The sequence below is a fragment of the Dactylosporangium sp. CA-233914 genome (assembly GCF_050942935.1).
GTDB lineage: Bacteria > Actinomycetota > Actinomycetes > Mycobacteriales > Micromonosporaceae > Dactylosporangium.
The window spans coordinates 11818068-11841128 of sequence record NZ_CP192030.1 but is presented as its reverse complement, the minus strand read 5'-3'; the positions used below and the strand labels follow the sequence as shown (position 1 = coordinate 11841128).

Sequence of the window (23061 nt, the reverse complement as noted above, 5' to 3'; positions counted from 1 at the left end):
CCGAGAGGTCGAGCATGACGACAGATGACCAGGGGAGCATTCCGATCAGGCTGGCGACCACGATGGGCACCGAGCAGTGGAACATCCGCCTGCCCGTCAACGTGGTGGTCCAGCGGCTGATCGCCCGGCTTGTGGCCGCGCCCGAACTCCCCTTCCGCGAGCAGGACGACTCCGGGCAGCGGGTGCCTTACCGTCTCATGTGGAAGGAAGGCAACCGGTACCTCGCCGAGGCGGAGACACTGGCCCGGACCGGTGTCTCGCCCAACGACACGCTCGTCGTGACCCATCAGGCGCGGGCCGGCCGGAAGCCGTTCGCGCGGTCCGCACCGGGGCGCGACAGTGCTTGACGACCTCGATTTTCCGATCGAGGCGCAACGGCGCGACCTGCCTCAGCACCGCCCGGCCGACCTGGCCTTGTTGGCGGAGCAGGACTCGCCCTTCCGGCTGTACCTGCACGACGACGCCCTCAACGGGATGAAGCGGCACGCCGCGCTCGATCCTCGAAACGAGGTCGGCGGGGTGCTCATCGGACGGCATTACCAGCGCGGCGATCAGCTCGCGGTGGTGGTTCGCGAACATCTACCGGTTCCGAGCCGCAGCCGCGGAGCCGCCCATTTCGAGTTCGACGAGTTGTCCACCCGGGCGATCCTGGAGCGTCTGGACAGCATCCCGGGGCACGTGGACGAGTATGTGGTGGGCTGGTACCACTCGCATGTGTCCGGCCGGCCCTTCATGTCAGTACACGACAACATCCTGCACCGCGACCACTTCGGCCAGCCCTGGCACGTCTCCTGCGTCATCGGGGTGGAGCCGTGGGCGCGGCCGGCCGGATTCTGGCGCCTGGTCGACGGCGAGTTGGAGGAGATCAACGGCTACGTCGTCGACATGGCCTACAAGCTGGGCGACCTCGATCGTCACACCGACTACCTCGATGCGGCGGGCCTGAGCGAGGACGATCCCTGGGGGCCGGCGCTCGACCTTCCAGCGCTCCTGCGGTCTCTTGGTGTCCCTCCCGGCGGCCGGCTGCTCGGTGCGATACCGGAAGATCGCCCGATGCCGGCCGACGGCGGCCTGGATACCGTGCGATTTCTGGTCCAGGCCGCCCAGGCGGCGGCGAAGGATCCGGCTGCCGTCGATGAGCTCAGCAGTCTGTCCGACCGTCTGCGCCTGGCGCGGTCGTTCGACCGCGCGATGTCCCGACGACTTGTCGGCGGCTGGATCCAGCGGCGGATTCAGGTGCACGGCCACATTTGCTACGCCTACCTCCCGGGCTCGAGCCATGTCATCCGCACGCGGACCTCGGACGCGCAGATCTGGACGCTGACGTTCACCCCGGCGCCGCGCCTGCTGGCGCACTCGGAGGATGGCGCGTTGTGGGCGCTCACGGCGCAGAACCAGATCGTCAGGTTCTCCACGGAGGGTGACGGAGAATCCGACGAGGACGTGGAGTTGAATGCGGTACAACACGTCGTCCTGCACGGGATCACCGGAGAGGTCAGGCAGTTCATGGTGCGCCCTGACGCACTGTGGCTGCTGACGGATGCATCGTGGTACCAGGTGCCCCTGACGCGTATGGACAAGACAGTCACCTTCGGACCGGTAGTGGCCGGGGTCCTGCCGGCGCAGGACTGCGCACTCCTCGATGACCGCGGGCCGAAGGCGGCCACCGCGGCGGCGCTCGTCGGCAGGGACGGCGACCGGCTGCAGCTGTGGCAATACCGCGGATCGGGCTGGAACTGCGCCGTCGAGCAGAGGCTGCCCACGCCGTGGAACGAATGGCGCCCCACCCACGCCGCGCGGTGCGGCTCGTCAGTGTTCGTGCTCTTCGACGACGGCGACCTCGGTCAGCTCGGACGGTTCGACCTGCACTCCCTGGATCTCGAACTCCACCTGGTTCGCAACCGCGGGATGGAGAGTTCGAGCCCGATCACCGGATTCTGCGGCGACGGGCTGGGCCGGGTCTACGCCTTCGCCGAGGGGGTCCTGTACCGTGTCTGACCCTCCGGTGAACCTCGTCGCGGACGTCAGCGTCGCCGACGTCGCACGGGAGTTCGTACGATCCGTGCGGCTTCCGCCCGACACCGCGATCGAGTCCTCCTCGGGTGACGATCCGGTGCCGCCGGCCGCGCTGACCCTCGTCCTCCAGCGAGCACGCAAGCCGCAGCGGGTCGACTGGTGGGGCCGGGTCGCGGAAGCCTGGTTGGACGCGGGCCAGCCCGCGGTCGCGAGGGCCTGCGTCGAACGGGCCCGGGAGCTGCTGCTCGCCGGATCGCGCGTGAACTGGAAGGTCATCTCCGGCATCGCGGCGCTGAGTGCGAGGATCGACGGCTGGACCAAGCCGCCGCGCCCGTCGGCGCCGGTCCAGGTCAACCTGGCATCGGAGGCCGCCGATCTCAAGCAGGCGCGCGTGGCTGCCACCTTTCGCCTCCGCCGCCGCGACAACCCGGCCTCGTACCGAGGCCCGTGGAGAGCGGAAGACGTCGCCACCTTGCTGGTCCGCGGCCGGACCGGGCTCGACTCCCACTTCGCGCGCGCCTGGTACGACCTGGACGAACACCACCTGCTGGTGGAACACCTGCTCGTCACAGTCGCGGCGAGGCCGATGGCCGCGTGGTTGCACCGCTACGGCGAGGAGCTCGTCTGGTGCGGCCGGTCGCTGCTGCGCCTCGGCGATGCGGCCAACGCCTGGGCCTGCTTCTGGCTCGCCGCCGGCATGGACACCAGGAGAGTCATCAGCTCCCAGTATGTCGACGTCGCTCGTGAGCACCTGCGCCGGCTCGGGGAGAGCGAGCATCCCGGTAGTCCGGACGTCCCGGACCGCCTGGACCATCCGCCGGGCAGCCGACTCGGCACCTGGCTCCTGGAGCATCAGATCGAGGGTGCCTTCGGCGGCTTCGAGGACACCCTTCGGCGGTGCGAAGCCCGTGGTGTGCCGGGGACGCTGGAGCGTCAGCGCCGGTACCTCGGTCAGCTCAGCGGATGGTTCCTGCCGACCCTGAAGGTGCCGGAACCGCCCCGGCCCCAGGCGTGGAACGTCCCCGGACCCGCCCCGCGCGCGCCGGGCGTCCTCGCCAGGCCCCCGCGACCGCGCGCCCGCAGCGGCCTGCACTGGTCGTCGCCGCCACCCCGGGAGCGGGACGGATCGGCGCCCGCGTCCGCGGAACCGGCAGCATCGGCCGCGCGCCCGTCGTCGATCCCCGCCGGCTTCCTCACCAGCGGGACTGTCGCGACCTTCGACGTGGCGCCGGGCGGTGGGGTGATGTTGCTGGGCCATCTGGCGACAGCCACCGCGATGCGTCAGATCGGGGAGGAACTCGCCATGGAGGGCTGGACGGTCATCCACCTCGCCGAGTCGGGCGATGACGAGGACAGCGGCAACGCATATCGAGGATGGCACCGACTCACCGCCGCCGGGCGGCCGGGTGACGACCATGGTGCCTGGGCGAGTGAGCTGGTGGCTGTGCCGCACGTTCGCCAGGCGGTCCGCGACGAGCTCGTCGCTTCGCTGCCCGAGTGCACCGACCCGGCGGCGACCGCTTGCGTCACCGATCTGCTGGAGGCGGCCCACACGCGGCCCGGTTGGCAGAGTCTGCTGGCCAACCGTAGCCTCACCGCGTCGGCGACGGCGGCCGCCGCCGTCGTGGACGCCGCCGCCGACCTTCCGTTTCAGCGCGCCGGCGATCTGCGGCGAGCGGCGTTGCTGCTCAACCACACCGTCGCCGCGGCATCGACGATCGGCCGGGCGCTGTCGATCCGATGGCACGAGGGAGCGGTTCCGCACGCGCCGGTGCTGATCGACACCGCCGGACCGAGGCTCGAGGCGACCATTCGGCTGGCCGTCATGCTCGGCTCGCTCGTGCGCGCCTTGTCGGCGGAGCCGCCGGCCGAGGAGGCGCCGGCTGCCAAAGCGCCGACCGAGCCGGACACGAAGTCCGCGGGCGCCGAGACAGATATGGACCTGGCGGTGCAACTGCGTCCGGACCCGGCGGACGTAGCGGATCTCATCGCGGCGGTCGAGGCCGCCGACCGCAGCGACCGGCCCCGTCGCGCGCCGGTCGCGGACACCGAGGAGGGAAAGGACGCGACCTCTCCGTGGGTGTCCCACGGCGTCGTCGACCAGGGCAAGGCGCGCCGGCCCCTCTGCGTCATCGTGCAGGGTGGGCTGGGCGACACGTGGCCCGTGGTCGCTGAGTGGATCGCCACGGCCGAGGCGCGATCGGCAGCGCTGGTGCTGGGCGCCGAGGCGCCCGACGCACGGGCACTGGCACTGGCCTGGCGTTGCGACCGATACGTCGTGGGCAGGCTTCCCCGCGCCGGACAGCGACTCTTCGAGATCGCCGCCGGGGCCCGGCTACCCCACGCGATGGATGACATCGATGAACACCACGGCCTGATTGTCGAGGCCACCTCGAGCGGTAGCCGCTCGAGTCGATTCGCCGTCTGGCCGTCGAGACACCCGAGGACATGGTCACAATGAGCGAGGACGACGACTGGAGAGTCGCCTACGACAAGGGCATCGCGGCACTCGACGGTGCTGCCCTCGACGAGGCGAGGCAGTGGTTCAAGGTCGCCGTCGACAGCGATGCGGAAGGGTGGGAGCCCTACTACGCATGGGCGTGGTCGGTCCTGCGCGATCCCGCATCCGCCGGCGACGATGTCCTGACCGATCTTGAGAAACACCTGGACCGGGCGCTGACCCGGTTCGGCGGTGGCTCGGACCTCAACGCGCTCAGAGGGCAGGTGGCCGCCTTGCGCGGTCAGCACGAGCGGGCAGTGGAGTTCTTCCTGACCGCGGTCGCGCGCAGCTCGCAGCGCGAGCAGGTCATCGACGGCCTCTCGCAATCACTGGCGCTCCTCCTCGCCGGGGCCGAGAGCGGTCCGAGCCCCACCGATGGGCCGACGTCGATCGCGCTGTGCGACCGGCTTGAGACGGTCGTGAGCGTCTCCGCTCTTCCGAGCCCGATCCGGGACGAGCTCATCGGCGAGGTCGTCGCCACCCGAGCCTTCTGCCGGCAGCGCGCGGGCGATGCGGAGGGGGCGCTCAAGGAACTGCGCCAGCTACGGCGGCTCGTCCCCGACCACCCACGGCTTCCCTCCGAGATCTCCGATGCGGACATCGCCGCCTTGCCGACCAGCTCACCCGAGCTGAACAGCGAACCCCGGTTCGCCAGCCTGGGCGGGATCGACAACCCGAACAGCTTCATGAGCGGCCTGCGGCGGCTGTTCGAGGTCTATCTGGCAGACGCGGACCCTGAGGCGACCCGCACCAAGCTCGCCGAGTTCGGCCAGTCGCCCATGCGGTCGCTGCTCCTGTTCGGACCATCCGGGTGTGGCAAGACGTACGTCGTGCGGGCGTTCAGCGGCGAATATCGTGCTCGCCATCATCGCGACCTTCCCATCTTCAGGCTGAAGATGGACGAGGTCTTCGGCCACTACTCCGGCGACGGTGAGCGCAAGCTGACCGAGGTGTTCGACCAGGCGTTGGACGCCCAGCCGTCAATTGTGTTCTGCGACGAGGTCGATGCCGTAGGCGGCACGCGGGAGCGGGGAGAGGCATGGCGGGCAGCACTGACCGGTCACTTCCTCCAGCAGCTCGATCGGGTTCGTGAGCGGGGTGCGGCGGTCATCTTCTTCGGTTGCACAAACCGGGTCTGGGCCGTCGATCTCGCGTTGATCCGCCGCTTCGACCGCCTCATCCCGGTGGAGCTTCCCGACGAGGCGGCGCGCCGCGAGATCCTGCAGATCCACCTTGCTCGGATGGCGTCGCAGTACCGGTCGCCGGACATCGATCTGCAAGAGCTGGGTCGCATGTCACACGGCCTGACGCCAGGAGACCTGCAGAAGCTCGTCTCGCGGGCCACCGACGATCTGATCGACGCGCGTTCAGCAGGTGCCGAAGCGCCCCACCTGACGCAGGAGGGTCTCGTCTCGGCGCTGGCGCACTACCGTCGTCCCGTCCATGTCCGTGAGTGGGTACGGCAGTCGCTGAACGCCCTGCGCACGTTCGGTAATGACGACATGGCGGCCGAGTTGGAGCGACTCTACGCTCCATACATCGGCGGAATCGCGGAGGTCTCGGAGCATGGACGCAACGGGGCGTGGCGCGGCATTCCGCCCGAGGCGTGGACGGAGCCGATGAACCAGGACCTGAGCAACTTGCGCCAGTTCCGCCGGCGGTCCTGACGATGGACACCGGACTGCAGGACCTCGTCGAGACTCTCGAGGCATCGCTCAGCCGTGACGAGAAGAACGCGATCGTCATCGGATTCGAGGCCAGTCAGGCGCTCGTCGGCCATTCGACCCAGGACGAGCTGGTGGCCGAGCTGCTCAGCAAGGATGCCTTCGTCCCCTCACATCTGTACGCGGAGCGGATCCTGAACCGCTGGTCCAACCTGCCGCAACGCGAGAAGCAGAAGTTCCTTCGTACCCACGTCGGGACCCGGCCCGGTCGACAGCCCGACCTGGAGGCCATCCAGGCCCTCGCGCTGCTGGTGAAGCAGGGCTATCTGTGTTCGATCATCGCTACGGATCCGACCGAGGTGCTGTATCGCGCGATCGATCGCATCGCGCCGATGACCCGCCTCGAGTGCGCGCGGTTCAGGCCCGAGGTCGTCGAGGCCGGCTATGGCCCGTACTCGACGGATGCGGTGTTCGTCGATGGCGGGGAGCACCTTCTCGGTGGCTTCGAGCCGAACAGCTACGGCTTCCGCGAAGACCACCGGCAGAAAATGGTGGAGGGGCTGCACCGGTTTCTGAGCCACTTCGACCGCGTCTACTGCTGGGGCTGGTGCGCGCTCAACGTGCCGTTCAACCTGATCTGCCCCGACCGGAGCAGTCTCGAGGTCCACGCCCTGGGCGCGTACACGGTGGTCGACCGAGGCAGCCGGAACCCGTTCAAGCGGACCTCGATCGAGGGGGAGGTCACGGCCACCGCCGGCATTCTGCTCGAGTTGTCAGCGGCGCTGAAGCTGCGTGACGAGGCAGTCGACAAACTGGTTGGTGCCGCCGATGTCGAGCCGCGCGAGGCTGGGCCGCTCGCGTCGATGGCCCCCGCGCGCCCGTTGCTCGACGCGGAGGTCCTCACCACCTTCACCTCGGAAGCCCCGGAACGGCGAATCACGATCTGCGGGATCGAGGGCGTCGGCGAACGGTTGAGGGCAGGCGCATGGCTTTACCACGAGCTGTCCCGCAAGGGTGAGCCCTGCTTCTACCGCGAGGGCCCGGAGATGGTGGAGCTCGGGCGGTACATCGCGCTGCAGGCCGCCCAGGTCGAACACGCACACATCGTCGGCGTTCTCACCGGACTCCACCAGGACGAGGATTGGATACCGGGCTTCCTCACCCTGGTGGCCCGGTGGAGCGCGGCACCGGGGCTGCAGGCGGAGCCGGGTCTGCGGATCACGCTGTTCTGCCCGGTGGAGGTGCCGTCGCAGACAAAGCGCAAGTTCCCTCGCAACGATCACATCCACCTGGAATGGCACGCGGCCGGCAGCTACTTCAGGGAGACCAGTCTGCTGAACTGGCTGATGGCCGAGACGACCGCGTGCCTCGGCTCCGTCGACATGGATGTGTTGAGTCCGCTGGCGCAACGGATGATCTCCGATGTCGCGACGTACAACGGGTTCGCCGCGGACATGCTCGCCGAAGCGCTGGACCTGTGGTCCCAGGAACTGGGCCGGTCGGTAAGGGCGGCGAACGAGGCCGGGACGGACCCGGGCAACCGGCGGGCGGTGAATCTGGTACAGATGTGGGCCGACATCGACCAGCGGTACCGTTCCATCACCAAGGACCTGGCGCCGGATTTCGACCTCGAGATCCAGCCCGTTGCGGTGCAAGCGAACGCGGGCGACCACGAGGTGGACCTCGGACCGATCACCAAACGGCCTGAGGAGGATGAAGACGATGGAAGCACGGGCTGAGTCCCGGCCGAGTTCGTCAGATCCCCAGCAGTCGGTCGCGGCGGCCGGGGCCGACAGTGTCGAGCAGCCCGCGGCGGTCTCGCTGACACTCGACGTCGAACGGGGTCGGCTGTCGGTCGGCGTGGACCTGGACACGGTCCTGGACCACGACGCCTCGGCAGTGCTCGCCTTCAAAATGCCGAAGAAATCGGTCCAGTTCCTGTACGACATGGGCGACGAGGTCCGGGAACTCATCGCCCAGATCGGCCGGCGCTACTCGGGCCGGGAAGAGTTGTCACTGGAGTTCGAGGGATCCGAGGCCGGCGCTGTTTCGGGCGAGCCGAAGGGCGCGTCGCAGTCGATGGCCGGCAAGATCTCCAGACTGCTCGACTGGCAGCAGTTCATCGAGGTGACCGACGCCCTTCGCGACGTCCGCTCCGACTCGAGCCAGGACCAGATGCACAGCGTGCTGATGAACTACGTTCTCGACCAGTACGTGCAGCAGTTCCGCCTCATCCGGGAGGAACTGCAGAGTGGTCCGTACGCGGGTAAACTCCTGGCGGCCCTGCTCAGGTCGCACAACGAGGTTCTGATCGACGTCGGCCTGAGGCTGGCGAGGGAGCCCGGTCTTCGCGCCGCGGTCCAGGGTGAGCTACTCGACCTCGTGCGGGACGACGTGCTGGCCATCGACATCCGGCGTCGCGCTTATGCCTACCTCCAGTGGGCGCAGCGATACCGGCTGGCCTCCACGCCGCGCTCCGATTAGCGAACCTTGGTCGACAGCGCGGTCAGCGGGGCTCGTCGCTGGAGTAGCACGGGGTGGCGATGCTGACCCGCGGCGCCCGGCATATCGGCGGGCAAGGCGGTGCCGGTTCAGGCCGGGCGGCGGGGGAGGACCAGGGCGAAGGCCCGCGGGAAGCCGAGGGGTTCGAGGCGCCGCGCCCGGACGTCGTCGACCGTCACCGTGCTCACCGTGCCGCGGGCCGGGTTGAAGCAGCGCAGTTCGCCGTCCGCGTGCCCGACCAGCAGCACCCAGTGGCGCGGTATCGCGTTGCCGATCAGCATCGCCACCGGCCAGTCGCACTCGACGGCGGCCAGGGCCGGGCGGAGGTCGCCGCGGAAGGGGCGCCAGCCGTATCGGACGCCGAGCGCCTCGGTGTGCGCCGAGATGACCGCGGCGACGCCCCACGGCGTCGTGCCCAGTTTACGCGGCCACAGGCGGTTGGCGGCCGCGTGGATGCGGTGCTGCTCCTCGCCCGGGTCGGTGACCGTGGCGCCGTAGGCGGGGTCCAGGGCGGCCGAGGCCACCAGGGCGACCGTCGGGCCGCACGTGAAGCCGTCGGTCTGCCGTACGAACGCGTAGTCGGTCACGGCCACGAGGGTAAGGCAGCGTCGATCGATCAGCCGCGGCGGAGCAGGCGGCCGACCGCGGCCATCATCTCCGTGGCCATCTCGTCGCCCTTGCCCTCCTCGGCGCCGTGGTGCATGCAGTGGCGGGTGTGGCCGTCGAGCAGGCCCAGGGCGACCTTGTCCAGGGCGGCCTGGATCGCGCTGATCTGGGTCAGGACGTCGATGCAGTACCGGTCCTCGTCGACCATCTTCTCCACGCCGCGGACCTGGCCCTCGATGCGGCGCAGGCGGCTCTGGAGCTGGTCCTTGGTCGCGGTGTAGCCGCGCGTTACCGGGGCAGTCATACGCACCAGCATACCCGCGCGACCTGGAACCCCCAGGGGGTATAAAACGGGCGCAAAATGCTCAACCCCGGACCGGGCGCTGCCGATAACCACGCCGTGGGAGAGTGGCTGGCCAGGCGATACTGGATTGTCTGGTTACTGGTGGGCGGTCTCGCGGTCGCCGTGTACCCGCTGCTGCCCCCGTTCTCGTACGCCGCCAACCTCGGATACGAGATCGTCGGCTTCGCCTCCGTGATCATGGTGCTGCTCGGCGTCCGGCGGCACCGGCCGGCCCGGCCCGACGTCTGGTACCTGCTGGCCGCCGGGCTGGCGGCCTGGGCGCTCGGCGACGTGACGTACGGCATCTACTACCACCAGAACGGAACGGTCCCGTACCCGTCCGTCGCCGACGTGTTCTACCTCGGCGCGTACGTGCCGCTCGGCATCGGCCTCGGGCGGCTGCTGCGCGCCCACGGCCGCGACAAGGCCGGTCTGGTCGACGCCGGCATCGCGGCCAGCGGCGGCGCGCTGCTCTTCTGGGTGTTCGTGATGCGCCCGCTCGCCGAGGCCGAGAACGTCTCCGTGCTGCACCGGACCTTCTCGCTGTGCTCGCCGATCGCCGACGTGGTCCTGCTGGTGCTGCTCGCGCGGCTGCTCACCGGGCGGGCCGCCCGCACGCCGAGCTACAGCCTGCTCGTCGCGAGCATGGTGCTGATGTTCGCCACCGACGTGAGCTTCTCGGTGCTGTCGACCTCCTCATCGGTACCGAACGGGCTGGTCCAGGTCGGATGGCTCTTGTCCTACGTCGCGCTCGGCGGGGCCGCCCTGCACCCGTCGATGCGCACGCTCACCGAGCCGGCGGGGGTGGCCGCGGCGACGCTGTCGCGCGGGCGGCTGGCCGTGCTGGCGATCAGCTCCCTCATCGCGCCGCTACTGCTGCTGGGCGAGGGCCTGGCCGGCTCGCACACGATCGACTGGTTCGCCATCGGCGTGGTCGCCGTCGTGCTGTTCCTGCTCGTCGTGGTCCGGATGGCCGGGCTGGTCGGGCAGGTGCAGTCGCAGGCCGACCAGCTCAGCGACCTCGCGATGCGCGACGACCTCACCGGCCTGCCGAACCGGCGGCTGCTGGAGGAGCTGATCCGCGACGACCTCGACCGCGGCGGGCACCCGCAGGTCGCGTTCGTCGACCTCGACGACTTCAAGCGGATCAACGACGGGCTCGGGCACGCCGTCGGCGACCAGCTGCTGGCCGCGGTCGGCAAGCGGCTCACCGGGGCGCTGCGCCCCGGCGACGTGGTGGCGCGCCTCGGCGGGGACGAGTTCGCGGTCCTGATGCCCGACACCGGCCGGCCCGCGGCCGACGCCCTGGTCGGCGAGCTGGCCGCGACCCTGGAGGAGCCCGTCTTCGCCGGTGAGCACCACCTGCTCGTGCGGGCCGGCATCGGCGTGGCCGACGCGGACGGCACCCGGGACCCGTTCGAGCTGCTGCGCCGGGCCGACGTGGCGATGTACGCGGCGAAGGAGGGCAAGTCGAGCCAGGAGCGCTTCCGGCCGGAGTTCGACCAGCGCGCCGCCGAGCACGCCCGGCTCGGCGCGCAGCTGCGCGAGGCCCTGGACGAGGGGCAGTTCCAGCTGGTGTACCAGCCGATCGTCGCCCTTCCCCGCGGGGACGTCGCCGGCGTGGAGGCGCTGATCCGCTGGCACCACCCGGAGCTGGGGTTCATGAGCCCGGCCGAGTTCATCCCCGTCGCCGAGCGCAACGGGCAGATCGTCGAGCTCGGCGCGTGGATCCTGCTCGAGGCGTGCTCGCAGGCGGCGACCTGGATGGCGACCCTCGGCCCCGCCGCGCCGGGCAAGGTCAGCGTCAACGTCTCGGCGCGCCAGCTCGCGGAGCCGGACTTCGCCGAGGTGGTCGCGGCGGTACTCGCGGCGACCGGGCTGCCCGCCGAGCGCCTGGCGATCGAGGTCACCGAGACCGCGGTGTTCGGCGGCGGGCGGGCGATCGAGGCCCTGGACGCCATACACCGGCTGGGCGTGCGGATCGCCCTGGACGACTTCGGCACCGGGCACTCGTCGCTGGGCCTGCTCCAGACGTGCCCCGTGGACATCCTCAAGGTCGACAAGTCCTTCGTCGACAACGTCACGATGGCCGGGCGGCACGCCGTCATCGCCACCGCGCTCATCAACGTCAGCGACGGGCTCAACCTGGACGCGATCGCCGAGGGTGTCGAGACCGCCGAGCAGGCCCGGGAGCTCTACCGGCTGGGGTACCGTTACGCGCAGGGCTACCACTTCGGCCGCCCCGTCGCCAACCCCCAGTTCGCGCTCGAGCCGGCCGCGGCCTGACGGCTACGCGGTCAGCGCCGCGGTGTCGCGCTGCGGCAGCACGACGCAGATGCGGCAGCGGGCCTCGTACGTGTACGTGCCGTCGTCCGGCAGCGCGGTCGACGGCGCCAGCCGCCGGATCATCGGCTCGCCGTGCTCCAGCACCTGCGTGTAGACCGCGGAGAACGAGCGGCACCGGTCGCACACCGCGCGCCGGTAGGTCACGCTCGCCGGCCCGAGCTCCAGCAGCGCCCGCACCGGCGCGAACAGCTCGCCGCGGTGGTCCAGGTCGATGCCGGCCGCGACGACCCGCGTGCCCCGCTCCAGCAGCCGCCGTACGACATCCATGTCCGGCAGCGCGAACATGTGAACCTCGTCGATGCCGACCACGTCGAGATCCTCGTCCAGTGCCGTGGCGAGCGAGGTCGCCTTGACGGTCGCCAGCGCCGCACCGCTGCGCGAGACGACCCCGGCGTCGCGCACGTGCCGGGCGCTCTGGAACACGCGGTGCCGGGCGTCGGTGTACTGCAGCGGGGAGAGCAGGCTCACCAGCTCCAGCGACTTGCCGCTCTTCATCGGCCCGAGAATGACGGTCAGATCCACCGCGACAAGGTACCGCTTGGTTCTGTAGGAATTTTCACCCCCGGTTGCGACCTGCGCCCGGAGCGGGCATGTTTGATGTATGCAGGTCGTCGCGCCGTCCAGCCGACTGCGGCGTGGTGTGCGACGACTCGCGACGGCGATCTGCGCCATCGTTCTCGGCGCCGGCTTCACCCCCGCGCTGCCGTCCACAGTAGAGCCCGCGCGCCCCGCGCCCGTCTCCTTGAGCGCCCCCGGCGCCGCTCCGCAGGCTGAGTCCGCTGTGGAGGAGACCGAGACCGCTCGCGTCGTGCCGGCGGCCGCCCCCGGCTTCGCCGCGCTCGCCCAGCCGCTGCCCGCCGGCCGCCACGCCGGCGCGGTCACCGGCCGGGCCCCTCCCGCGCACCCCGTGTAGACGACTCTCCCCGACCGGTCTCGTCCCCTCCGAGGTGCCCGCCATGCAGAACTTCTCGCACGGCATGCAGGAAGCCCTGGCCATCTGGCTGGCCCTGCTCGCCGCCGTCATCATCGCGTTCCTGGCCATGTCCTTCGTCTCCCGCCGCGGCTCCGGCGGTCCGTCCTGGTGGAGCCGGCTGCGCAAGGCGATCCGCGACCCCGAGGCCGTGCGCGAGAAGCAGGCGAAGGTCGAACGCACCGCGAAGGAACTGCTGGAGCTGCAGCGGTACTGCGCGGAGGTCACCGTCGCCGCCGAGCGCACCACCGTCATGGCCGACCGCCGGCGTGCCGAGTGGGAGGCCGCCCAGCGCACCCAGGAGGCGGCCTGGCGCGCCTACGAGGAGGCCGAGCAGGCCGTGCACCGCCTCCAGCGCGCGAACGCCTTCCCGCTGACCGAAGACGACCCGCAGATCCGCCGGGCGCACCTGGTCCGCATGGTCAACGCGGCCCACGACCGCGGGGAGATCTCGGCGGCCGGCCTGGCCGACGCCCTCATGCACCGCAACGGCTGGGACCCCACCGCCCACCCGTTCGCCCAGCAGCTCATGCTGCGCAGGGTGATCCGGGACCGCAAGTTCCACGCCTACCAGGAGGCGTCCGAGATCGAGCGCCAGACCGCGAACGCGGCCGACCTCGCGGCCGCGGCGAAGCGCAGCCTGGACGACGAGGCGTTCGACGCGGCGCTACGGCTGCGCAAGGCCACGGCGGTGGCACCTGAGCGGTCGGCGCCGTCGTTCCAGACCGCACCGGCCCGGTCTTAGCTTAGAGGCCGCGCAGATAGGTCAAGATCATGGGCGGGGCGTTTGTCCTACCGGTGCAGGGTTCACGTCTGCTGGATCGGGCTATGTGGCGTGGTGATGGTGTCGGCGAGGTCAAGGAACGTGTTGATGACGCCGTGCTGTGCGTTGGTAGCAGCGTTGCAGGCGGTTGGTGGTGTTGTGCGGGGAGTTCGTGCGCTCGACGTGCCATCTCCGGCTCGCCTGGTGGGCGCTTTGTCGCCGTTATGGGTGGTTTCGCCGTCCGGGGTTCGGGCAGCCGGAACCTCGTGGGTGGCCGCCGAGTCGTCGCCGGTGTCCCAGATGCGCCGTCACCTGCCGGGGCGGCGGATCGGACGCGTCTGGTGTGTCGGGGGTTGGCCCCAGCGGCAGTGGTGGATCGTGTCGGTTCGCGCCGGCTGGGCTCAGTCCTGAGGGATCCCTGTACCCTCGACCGTGTTGGGGCGTTTTATCCCATGTTTGCCCTGGTCGGCCGGGGGCGGCCGGGGACCTCACCGCCGCCGGGAGCCTTGGTGATGCATCCGTCCACGGCGATGTCCTCCGGGACTGGGCCGACGATCTGTTGACCTCACATGGGCAGCGTTCGATGAGGCCCGCTACGGCGGGGGCGTCGGTGTTGTCGAGCCGTCTTGTTGTCTGCCTTCGGTCCGGCTTTTCTGCGTCAAGCGCCACGACGCCGGGGTGAAGTACCGCAGTGACCCGGGGCCGTGATCGGGTGCCCGTGTATTCGGCATGTTCGTGGCTGACGATCCAGCTTCCGTCGCGTTGGGTGGCAAGCCTCGACGCGGTGTGTGCGTGCACTATTTGACTTTTTCGTCGGCCGTGCGGGGCGGTGGGTCGGGCTGGATTCTGGGAGAATGAATGCATGGGGCAGCTGCAATTGTTTTGCAAGTCTGAATTGGCTGCCATGCGTGACCGGACCAGGTCGCGTCGTTATTCTGCGGCGAATGAGGAGTTTCGTCGGGAACATGCTCGGCATCGCGCGTGGGGTCTCGCTCAACGACACGCCGAGAAACTCCGCCGAATACGCGCGAGCACCCCGCCGGCAAGCGTGGCTGCCGACGGCCGGGAAAACTCAGTGAACGAACCAGCCACGGCCCCGGCTCCCGCCACGGCCCCGGCTCCCGCCACGGCCCCGGCTCCCGCCACGGCCCCGGCTCCCGCCACGGCCCCGGCTCCCGCCACGGCCCCGGCTCCCGCCACGGCCCCGGCTCCCGCCACGGCCCCGGCTCCCGCCACGGCCCCGGCTCCCGCCACGGCCCCGGCTCCCGCCACGGCCCCGGCTCCCGCCACGGCCCCGACCTCGGCGCCACGCACGGCCACGACCCTCGCCCCGGCCTCGGCGCCGCGCACGACCCCGGCATGGCCCAGCCACAACCCCGGCACCGCGCATGGCCACGGCCACGGCGCGGCCGCCGACCAAGGCCCCAGCCAGGACCTCAGCACCGCCGGCCAAGGACAGGGCCTCGGCACGCCACCGGCCGAAACACCGCCAGCGGCCGAAACACCGCCGCCGGCCGAAGCGTCCGCGCGGCCCGGACCGCCCCGCGATCGATACCGGCTCGGACGACCACACCGCAGTGCCGCACCCGACGCATGGCGCCGGTCAACCCGGCCCCGCCTTGCAGCGCCCACCCGCCCCCACCGCATCAGTGCCATCCCGCCGGCCCGTCGGCGCGGCGCGGGCACGCCCGGGAGAATCCGCGCCGGCCCGCCGACACGACACCGCGAAGTAATACCGGCGAGTATCAGCGCCTGCCGGCACATGAGAACTGTTCCCGGGAAATGTCACGCACGAAATCCGTCCAGCCCTATCCCAGCGGACCACCGACCAGCATTTCCGAGCGCCTCAAGAACGACGACGACGCACGAGGCGCGTGCGTTGACCGTGTCCCTCATAATGGGTGGCGTGAAGCTGCGCTGGTGCAAGAAGGTGCAGCAGTGCGTTGCGGCTCCGCTCGTCTCAATTTATGGCCGGTGGTGCATCCCTTGCATCCGCTGGGCTATCACCGTCCGCGGGTGGCGGATCGGTTGGTGTTCGAGAAGTTGTTGCAGGTGTTGCGGTTCGGATGTTCGTACGAGTCGATCGCGGACAGGAGTTGTTCGGCGACGACGATCCGGAACCGGCGTGACGAGTGGATCGCTTTGAGTGTGTTCAAACAACTCAACATGATCGTTTTGGGGCTTACGACCGGATTGTCAGCCTGGTCCGGGAGGACATCGCCGTGGACGGATGCATCACCAAAGCTTCCGGCGGCGGTGAGGTCCCCGGCCGGCCCCCGGCCGACCGGGGCAAACATGGGATAAAACGCCCCAACACGGTCGCGGGTACAGGGATCCCCCAGGACCGGGTCCCGGCCGGCGCGAACCGACACGATCCACCACTGCTGCTGGGGCCAACCCTCGACACACTCGACGCGTTCGGTCCGCTGCCCGAGCAGGTGACGGCGCATCTGGGACACCGGCTACGACTCGGCGGTCACCCGCGAGGTTCCGGCTGCCCGAACCCTGAACGGCGAAATCACCCAGCAAGGCGACAAAGCACCCACCCAGGCGAGCCGGAGATGGCACGTCGAGCGCACGAACTCCCCGCACAACACCACCAACCGCCTGCAACGCTGCTACCAACGCACAGCACGGCGTCATCAACGCGTTCCTTGACCTCGCCGACACCATCACCACGCCACATAGCCCGATCCGGCAGACGTGAACCCCGTACCGGTAGGACAAACGCCCCGCCCATGATCTTGACCTATCTGCGCGGCCTCTAAGCCTCGGGCCTGGATGCTTGATGAGCCGGTTTGGGGGCTTCGGGACGACCGCCGACCGGCCGGACTCGGATGGCTGACCGCGTCGCCGGTGCTGGTCCGGGACCTGCCGTGGCGCGCCTGGCGGCGCCGCCGGCGGCTGCGGGTCGCGGGGCTGTTGGCGGGCGCCGTTGGGCGCACTTGGCGGCGAGTTCGGGCTGGGGCGGAGCGAAGCTGCGCGCGAGCCGGGCGGTTGCCGTGCCGGGAAGGGGCGGCAATTCGAGGTCAGGCGGCTTTGACTAGCTGTAATCTGAGCGTAACGTTGCGTGATCTCGGAGGCTGGTCATGGGCATCGAGCTGTCGATCGTTGCGGGGCTCTGTTATGCGTCGTCCAGCGTCAACGCCCACGGCGTCGACCGGCATACGACGAGCGCGTCCGAGGTGGAGCTGTTCGGGCTCGGTGACGAAGGGCTCGCCGAGGCCGTGGCTGCGTGCCTGGGGCGGGCGCCGGATCGGGTACAGCTTGACGGTCTCCTGCACAGCACGCACGGCTGGGCGCCGGTCGCCACGACGCTGCGCGTGGCGAGCGCGTCCGTCACCGGGGTCGGGTCCGAGCCCGTTGCGCAGGCGATCGGCGACGGCGCGCGGCTGACCGTCACGGCGGCGCATCTGTGGTCGCCGATCAGCGGGGTGGTGGCGGGGGAGCACGTGGGGTACGACATCGAGATCCCGGGCGGGCAGCGCCTTTCGTATTCGCACGCCTGGGGCGCGGACACGATCGAATCGTGCAGCGCGGATCTGGCCGGCGGCGCGGCGGGTGACGAGCTGCTCGCGCTGCGGATGGATCTCGGGGTGCGGATCGTCTATGACGCGTATCTCAGCGGCGACGTGGCCGTGCTCTTCCGCGACGGCCACGAGGGGCACCGCGTCTGGGGCGTCGACATCGGCACGATCATGGCCGCGGGCGGGCTGGCGAACGGGCGGAACTTCGCGGAGAACGTGAGCGTGCGATACCTCGCCGGCGCCCGGGTCGTGCACGCCGGCCCCGGCGGTGAGGTGAGCACGATCGGCGGCCCCGGCATCCGGGCGGGCGAGGATCTGGCGCTCATCCACGCCTGAGATCGGCTACGTTGGCCGGTGTGGCCTACCTGATCTCCGTCAACGTCGGCACGCCGGCCCCGACCGCGCACTCCGACGTGCCGATGACCGGCATCGACAAGCGGCCGGTCGAGGGGTCGGTGGCGATCACCGTGCCGGGGCCCCGCGGGACCGAGCCGACCGGGGTCGCCGGCGACCGCGTCTGCGACACGCGCAATCACGGCGGGCCGGATCAGGCGGTCTACGCGTACGCGCGCGAGGATCTCGACCGCTGGGCCGAGGAGCTCGGCCGGGACCTGCCCGGCGGCGTCTTCGGCGAGAACCTGACCACGGCCGGGCTCGACGTCACCGGCGCCCGCATCGGCGAGCGCTGGCTGATCGGCGCCGAGACCGTCCTGGAGGTCAGCATGCCCCGCATCCCGTGCCGGACGTTCGCCGGCTGGCTGGGGGAGCGGGGCTGGGTCAGGACGTTCACGCAGCGGGCGGTGCCCGGGGCGTATCTGCGCGTGCTCCAGCCCGGGTCGGTGCGCGCCGGCGACGAGGTGCGGGTGGTGCACTCCCCGCCGCACGACGTCACGATCGGGCTCACCTTCCGGGCCCTGACCGCCGAGCCGGAGCTGCTGCCCCGGCTCGTGGCGGCGGAAGCGCTGCCGTTCTCGACCCGCGAGAAGGTGCTAAGCCGTCTGCAGTGAGCGCTTGGACAGCCCCATGAAGTATCCGTCGATGACCGACTTGACCGGCGCGTCGGGCCGGTCCGCGGCGCCGAGGGTGACGAAGAGCGGCGTGTAGTGCTCGACCGTCGGGTGCGCGAACGGCATGCCCGGCGCCTGGCTGGCGAACCGGCTCAGCGTGTCGACGTCGCCGCGGGCGAGCGCGTCGGCGGCCCAGGCGTCGAAGTCGGCGGACCACCCGGGCGGCGTGCCGTGCCCGGTCCAGTGCTCGCGTCGCAGGAACGGCAGCCCGTGGGTCATGAACCCGGAGCCGATGACGAGCACGCCCTCCGCGCGCAGGGGGCGCAGGCGCCGGCCGAGCTCGAGCAGCCGGTCCGGGTCGTGGGTGGGCAGGCTGAGCTGCAGCACCGGTACGTCACCCAGCGGGTACATCACCATCAGCGGCACCCAGGCCCCGTGGTCCAGCCCGCGCGTGGTGTGCTCGTGCAGCGGCTCGGAGTCGGGCATCGCGGCGGCGACCCGCTGGGCGAGCGCCGTGGCGTCGGGCGTTTCGTACTGCAGCGTGTAGAACACCGGCTTGAAGCCGCCGAAGTCGTACACCAGCGGCGTCCCCGCGGCCGTCGCCGACACGCTCAGCGGCGCCGACTCCCAGTGCGCGCTCACGATGAGGATGGCCTTGGGCTTGGGCAGGCTCAGTGCCCAGTCCCGCAGCTCGCCCATCCACTCGCCGTCCTCCAGCAGCGGCGGGGCGCCGTGGCTGATGTACAGGCTGGGCAGCGCCCCGTCCTCGGCCGTCCACGACCGTTGCTCGCGGCTGGCCGGCACCGCGACGGCGAGATGCTCTTCGAGAAGGGGCAGTGCGCTCATGTGCACAAGGGTAGCTCGATAGTTGAGCGCTCAACAAGGGTGACGGCGCTCGCCCCTCAGCCAGCGGCCAGGTCGGCGGCGCGGTTGAGCGCCTCGGCCAGGGCCCGGGTCTCGGCGGCGCCGTAGATCAGCAGGAGGTCGCGCTCGCGGGTGCCGTGGCGGTCGGTGGCGATGGCTCGCTCGACGACGACCCGGGTGGTGGTGAGCTGGTCGTCTACGGAGATGTCCATGTCGGCCACGCCGATGTCCACCTGGCGGACGAGGAGTTCTTCCATGCCTCCAGCGTGGGGCCGCGGCCGAACCCCAACGCCGCCCCGGGCGGGTTATTCAGTGGTGCAGGCGCGCCGCGGTGGTGACCAGCAGCTTCGCCTCGGCCAGGTGAGCCCGCTCCTCGGCGGTGACGTTCGGGTCGGCCGTGCAGCGGTGCGCGGCCGCCTCCAGTTGCGACAGCGGGTTGTCCCGCGTGCAGCGCAGCAGCGTGTCCAGGAACGGCTCGGCCTGCTCGGCGAAGGGGTGGCCGGGCAGCACGGCGACCGTGGCGATCATCAGGGCGGTCATCGCCACGTCGAGCTCGGGTGGGCCCTCGGTGCTGTTGCGCCAGTCGATGACCACCGGGCCGCCCTCGGTCATCACGACATTCTCGGGGTGCAGGTCCAGGTGCAGGATGCGCGTGCCCGGGTCGGTGGCCGAGCGGACGCGGACCTTGTGCAGGCGCTCGAGGAGGTCGGCCAGGACGGTGGCGCCGGAGTGCAGGTCGAGCGTGCCGTCGCTCAGGGCCTGCAGCATCGTCGGGCCGTCGAGGCGCTCCATGACCAGGTCGGCGCCCTCGGCCGAGTAGACGCGGGGCACCGGGTAGCCGTGGTCCGAGACGTATCGCATCATCGCCGCCTCGGCGGTGACGTCGCCCCCGCGGCGGTAGCGCCGCAGGACCCGCAGCTCGTCCAGTGCGTAGACGTCCGCGTCGCGGCCGCTGGCGAGGAGTGCGGTCATGCCGCGACTCTACGTCCCCAGCCGGAATCATTCAGCCCTTAGGTCTACAGCCATCCACTCTCGTCGGCGAGGCGCACCGCCTCGGCCCGGGTTCGGGCTCCGGTCTTGCCGATGGCGGCGGAGAGGTGGTTGCGTACCGTGCCCTCCGACAGGCCGAGCTGGCCGGCCACGTCCGCGACCGTGCCGCCCTCGCGCGCGGCGCGCAGGACGTCCGCCTCGCGCGGGGTCAGGGGGCTGTCGCCGCTGGCGAGCGTCTCCGCGGCCAGGGTCGGATCGACGACCCGCAGGCCCTGGGCGATGCGGCGTACGGCATCGGCGAGCTGCTTCGCGGGCGTGTCCTTGACCACGAAGCCCGACGCGCCCGCCGCCATGGCCCGCCGCAGGTAGCCGGGGCGGCCGAACGTCGTCACCATGAGCACCTTGCACGAGGGCAGGGCCCTGCGCAGCGCGGCGGCGGCCGCGATGCCGTCGAGACCGGGCATCTCGACGTCGAGCAGGGCGACGTCGGGGCGGTGCTCGCGGGCGGCCGCGACGACCTCGTCCCCGCGGCCGACCTCGGCCACGACGGTGAGGTCGGCCTCCAGGTCGAGCAGCGCCGCGAGCGCGCCGCGCACGAGGGCCTGGTCGTCGGCGATCAGCAGTCGGATGGACACCCGAGCATGTTGTCACGCCACGAACGCGGGCCTGCGCGGTGACATGGATCACTGCGCGAGTTCGGTGATCGTTCGCACTGCGGCCTTGACCACTCCGGCGGCGAAGTCGTAGTCGAGGCTGTCCGCGGTGTCGTCCTCGCGGTGGTACCGGGGGTTGCGATAGTCGGCCGTGTCGGTGACCAGCAGCGATCGACGGCCCGCATCCCAGTACGGCACGTGGTCGCTGCGCATCGCCACCTCGCGGGCGAAGTCCGGCAGGACCAGCGGCAGCGCCGGCACCTGCAGATGGCGGACGAACCGGGCCAGCAGCCCCTGCGAGTGCTCGTCGGAGACCAGAGCGATGAAGTCGCCGTGCTCGGGCGGCTCGACGAGGCCCTCGAGCTGCTCCGGGAAGCGCTGGACCGGCGAGGTGAAGCCGATCATCTCGAAGACGATCGACTCCGTCCGCGGGGTGATGAGGGCCTGGTGGGCGAGGCTGCCGTCGAAGTATGCCTCCTCGCCGCCGAAGAGGCAGAAGCGGATCGTGCGCGCGGGCAGGTCGGCGTCGCGCAGGGCCCGCGCCGCCTCCAGCACGCCGGCCACGCCGCTCGCGTTGTCGTCGGCGCCGGGGCTGTCCGCGACCGTGTCCCAGTGCGCGCAGAGCTCGACGGCGTCGTCGGAGGTGCCGCCCTCGATCTCGGCGACGAGGTTGACCTGGTGCAGCTCGCTGCCGTAGCGCTCGACCCGCACCTTCAGGCCCAGGCCACCGAGCTGGTCGGTGATGTATCGCAGGCCGGCCGGAACCCCGGGCAGGTCCTCGTATCGGGGCCCGTGTGCGGTGAGCGCCTCCACGTGGGCGCGCAGCCGAAGCGCTTCGATCACGATCATAGGATATGGAACAGCCCCCGAGGTTCCCGCGCTAGCCTGAGTTTCCGGGCTAGATACGTGGGCCGGTTGGACTACACCGGAAAGCCCCGGGGGCTGGGTGGCTGTCTCGTATTCGCCTGCCGCCATCCGGGCGGACATGCGAAGTGCGAGTCCAGAGGACGGCGACTAGCGGACAGTCACCTCACGAGTCCCATTGCTACACAACTTTGGACCACCTCCTTTCCCGTGTACGCCCAAGGTAACCACCCGCGTGGATCATCGGCAACGGTTTTTCGGGAGCAACCTGGTAGCTGCTCTACGCTGCGCCGATGAGAGACATCCAGATCCGTGGCGACATGATCCGCCTGGGTCAGTTCCTGAAGCTCGCCGACGTCATGGAGTCCGGCGGGGAGAGCAAGGAGCTCATCCTCGACGGCGAGGTGACCGTCAACGGCGAGGTCGACACCCGCCGCGGCCGCCAGCTGCACAAGGGCGACGTCGTGCGGGTCCTGGGCGAGACCCTGCGAGTGGCCTGAGACCACCGGTACTCAGGAACTTCACAGCGCCGTCCGGGGCCATCCCCAGCTCGGGCGCCCATGATTGCAGATGTGACCGGCGCCGGAAGCCGGAAGCCTCCCTGGATGGTCCACCGGCGCACGGTCACGCCAAACGTTGCTCAGGACGTTGCCGAGCTGGGGTGGTCAGTGGGGGCAACGGTGATGCGGTCGAGGTCGGGACACCATCTGCCGGTGGTGTTCCCGGCCTCGACTGTGTTGCGGCCCTGCTCGAGCCGCACGGTGACCGTGACGGTCGCGACGGTGTCCGGGCCGCCGCTGCCCGGGAACGTGACCAGCACCCAGCCCCGCCCGGCGCTGATGTAGCAGCGGCGCTCCCGTGTGGACAGGTAGGCGATCGTCAGCCGGTACTCGCCCCGCCGCGGGACCGTGACCCCCGTGAACGCGAGCGCCCGCCCGTTGCCGACGTTGCCCACGGCGCGCCCGCCCGAAGCGCCGGGGACCTCCCGCACCGTCATCGTCCCGGACCGGCCGTTGCCGGGAGCCTCCGCTTCGACGGCGAAGACCCCGGATGTCGTACCGCCGGTGCTCCCCGACGGCGTCGCCCGGCTCACCGTCGCCGTCGTCGGTGCGGGCGACGGGCTCCTGGTGGGCGTGGGCCGGCTCGACCCGGTCGGCGCCGGGCTCGGTGACGCCGACGACGCCGGCGAGGGCGGCGGTGACCCGGTGCTCGGCGGCCGGATCGACAGGGCTGGGATCACGGGGTCCTCGGCCGCGTACGGCGCCTGGTGGCCGGGTTCACGGCCGGGGAGGGCGCGCAGGGCGATGAAGGCGCCTGCGGACACGATGAGTACCGCGACGAGCGCAATGCGTAACGATCCCTGGGTGTGGGCCCGGCGCCGTCCGGTGTAGTCGGCGGGGGCGTCGATCATGCCGGTGAACGTACCCCGAGACAGGCATGATCGTG

21 protein-coding genes and 1 pseudogene are annotated in these 23061 nt (G+C 70.7%); 13 read left to right on the top strand and 9 right to left on the bottom strand.

Annotated elements, in window-relative coordinates:
- Positions 1-14 precede the first annotated feature (14 nt).
- The 6 genes from ACQPY0_RS52765 to ACQPY0_RS52740 are packed head-to-tail and all read left to right on the top strand — an operon-like array spanning position 15 to position 8664.
- A complete protein-coding gene (locus tag ACQPY0_RS52765; protein ID WP_432979442.1) occupies positions 15-347 on the top strand; it encodes a hypothetical protein in 333 nt (110 codons plus the stop codon).
- Positions 340-1998 carry a Mov34/MPN/PAD-1 family protein gene (locus tag ACQPY0_RS52760; RefSeq protein WP_432979439.1) on the top strand — a complete coding sequence of 553 codons (1659 nt, stop codon included), beginning with the start codon at positions 340-342 and terminating at the stop codon, positions 1996-1998. The genes ACQPY0_RS52765 and ACQPY0_RS52760 overlap by 8 nt, the downstream gene beginning before the upstream one ends.
- Positions 1991-4477: a hypothetical protein gene (locus tag ACQPY0_RS52755; protein ID WP_432979436.1), complete on the top strand. Its 2487-nt coding sequence runs from the start codon at positions 1991-1993 to the stop codon at positions 4475-4477. The genes ACQPY0_RS52760 and ACQPY0_RS52755 overlap by 8 nt, the downstream gene beginning before the upstream one ends.
- Positions 4474-6183 (top strand): ATP-binding protein, encoded by a 1710-nt coding sequence (locus ACQPY0_RS52750; RefSeq protein ID WP_432979433.1) that lies wholly within the window; start codon positions 4474-4476, stop codon positions 6181-6183. Before ACQPY0_RS52755 ends, ACQPY0_RS52750 begins: the two co-directional genes overlap by 4 nt.
- 2 nt (positions 6184-6185) lie before the next feature.
- Complete coding sequence (locus ACQPY0_RS52745) at positions 6186-7919, top strand: hypothetical protein (RefSeq protein WP_432979430.1); 1734 nt, start codon at positions 6186-6188, stop codon at positions 7917-7919.
- Positions 7903-8664 (top strand): hypothetical protein, encoded by a 762-nt coding sequence (locus ACQPY0_RS52740; RefSeq protein WP_432979427.1) that lies wholly within the window; start codon positions 7903-7905, stop codon positions 8662-8664. The genes ACQPY0_RS52745 and ACQPY0_RS52740 overlap by 17 nt, the downstream gene beginning before the upstream one ends.
- A gap of 107 nt (positions 8665-8771) precedes the next feature.
- Here ACQPY0_RS52740 and ACQPY0_RS52735 read toward each other — a convergent pair whose 3' ends face one another.
- Positions 8772-9269 (bottom strand): hypothetical protein, encoded by a 498-nt coding sequence (locus ACQPY0_RS52735; RefSeq protein ID WP_432979424.1) that lies wholly within the window; start codon positions 9267-9269, stop codon positions 8772-8774.
- Positions 9270-9298: 29 nt separating this feature from the next.
- Positions 9299-9592 carry a metal-sensitive transcriptional regulator gene (locus ACQPY0_RS52730; RefSeq protein WP_432979421.1) on the bottom strand — a complete coding sequence of 98 codons (294 nt, stop codon included), beginning with the start codon at positions 9590-9592 and terminating at the stop codon, positions 9299-9301.
- A 96-nt stretch (positions 9593-9688) separates the two neighbouring features.
- On the opposite strand from ACQPY0_RS52730, the gene ACQPY0_RS52725 reads away from it, so the two are divergent.
- Positions 9689-11917: a putative bifunctional diguanylate cyclase/phosphodiesterase gene (locus tag ACQPY0_RS52725; RefSeq protein WP_432979418.1), complete on the top strand. Its 2229-nt coding sequence runs from the start codon at positions 9689-9691 to the stop codon at positions 11915-11917.
- Between the two features lie 3 nt (positions 11918-11920).
- Here ACQPY0_RS52725 and ACQPY0_RS52720 read toward each other — a convergent pair whose 3' ends face one another.
- On the bottom strand, positions 11921-12499 hold the full coding sequence (locus ACQPY0_RS52720; protein ID WP_432979415.1) for a thymidine kinase: 579 nt from the start codon (positions 12497-12499) through the stop codon (positions 11921-11923).
- A 79-nt stretch (positions 12500-12578) separates the two neighbouring features.
- Here ACQPY0_RS52720 and ACQPY0_RS52715 point away from each other — a divergent pair, with 79 nt between their 5' ends.
- The 5 genes and pseudogenes from ACQPY0_RS52715 (at position 12579) to ACQPY0_RS52695 (ending at position 18244) form a co-directional block, all read left to right on the top strand.
- Positions 12579-12890, top strand: a complete 312-nt coding sequence (locus ACQPY0_RS52715) for a hypothetical protein (RefSeq protein ID WP_432979412.1) — start codon at positions 12579-12581, stop codon at positions 12888-12890.
- A gap of 43 nt (positions 12891-12933) precedes the next feature.
- Positions 12934-13692: a hypothetical protein gene (locus ACQPY0_RS52710; protein ID WP_432979409.1), complete on the top strand. Its 759-nt coding sequence runs from the start codon at positions 12934-12936 to the stop codon at positions 13690-13692.
- A 1935-nt stretch (positions 13693-15627) separates the two neighbouring features.
- Positions 15628-16417 (top strand): annotated as a pseudogene (locus ACQPY0_RS52705) (IS5/IS1182 family transposase).
- 382 nt (positions 16418-16799) lie between these two features.
- Positions 16800-17573, top strand: coding sequence for a hypothetical protein (locus ACQPY0_RS52700; protein WP_432979406.1), 774 nt, complete (start codon positions 16800-16802; stop codon positions 17571-17573).
- Positions 17574-17593: 20 nt separating this feature from the next.
- Positions 17594-18244: an MOSC domain-containing protein gene (locus tag ACQPY0_RS52695; protein ID WP_432979404.1), complete on the top strand. Its 651-nt coding sequence runs from the start codon at positions 17594-17596 to the stop codon at positions 18242-18244.
- On the opposite strand, the gene ACQPY0_RS52690 is transcribed toward ACQPY0_RS52695, so the two are convergent.
- Genes ACQPY0_RS52690 through ACQPY0_RS52670 form a run of 5 tightly spaced genes read right to left on the bottom strand, consistent with a single transcriptional unit; the run spans position 18227 to position 21594 of the window.
- The gene (locus ACQPY0_RS52690) at positions 18227-19090 is read right to left on the bottom strand and encodes a dioxygenase family protein (RefSeq protein WP_432979401.1); all 864 of its coding nucleotides are present in this window, start codon (positions 19088-19090) and stop codon (positions 18227-18229) included. The genes ACQPY0_RS52695 and ACQPY0_RS52690 overlap by 18 nt on opposite strands.
- A gap of 56 nt (positions 19091-19146) precedes the next feature.
- On the bottom strand, positions 19147-19365 hold the full coding sequence (locus ACQPY0_RS52685) for a hypothetical protein (RefSeq protein WP_432979398.1): 219 nt from the start codon (positions 19363-19365) through the stop codon (positions 19147-19149).
- Positions 19366-19417: 52 nt separating this feature from the next.
- Positions 19418-20080 carry a phosphotransferase gene (locus tag ACQPY0_RS52680; protein ID WP_432979395.1) on the bottom strand — a complete coding sequence of 221 codons (663 nt, stop codon included), beginning with the start codon at positions 20078-20080 and terminating at the stop codon, positions 19418-19420.
- 44 nt (positions 20081-20124) lie between these two features.
- The gene (locus ACQPY0_RS52675; protein WP_432979392.1) at positions 20125-20733 is read right to left on the bottom strand and encodes a response regulator transcription factor; all 609 of its coding nucleotides are present in this window, start codon (positions 20731-20733) and stop codon (positions 20125-20127) included.
- A gap of 48 nt (positions 20734-20781) precedes the next feature.
- Positions 20782-21594 (bottom strand): M20/M25/M40 family metallo-hydrolase, encoded by an 813-nt coding sequence (locus ACQPY0_RS52670; RefSeq protein ID WP_432979389.1) that lies wholly within the window; start codon positions 21592-21594, stop codon positions 20782-20784.
- Positions 21595-21908: 314 nt separating this feature from the next.
- Between ACQPY0_RS52670 and ACQPY0_RS52665 the strand changes: the two genes are divergently transcribed.
- The gene (locus tag ACQPY0_RS52665; RefSeq protein ID WP_432979386.1) at positions 21909-22115 is read left to right on the top strand and encodes an RNA-binding S4 domain-containing protein; all 207 of its coding nucleotides are present in this window, start codon (positions 21909-21911) and stop codon (positions 22113-22115) included.
- A 140-nt stretch (positions 22116-22255) separates the two neighbouring features.
- Here ACQPY0_RS52665 and ACQPY0_RS52660 read toward each other — a convergent pair whose 3' ends face one another.
- A complete protein-coding gene (locus ACQPY0_RS52660; RefSeq protein ID WP_432979383.1) occupies positions 22256-23026 on the bottom strand; it encodes a hypothetical protein in 771 nt (256 codons plus the stop codon).
- Between the last annotated feature and the right edge of the window lie 35 nt (positions 23027-23061).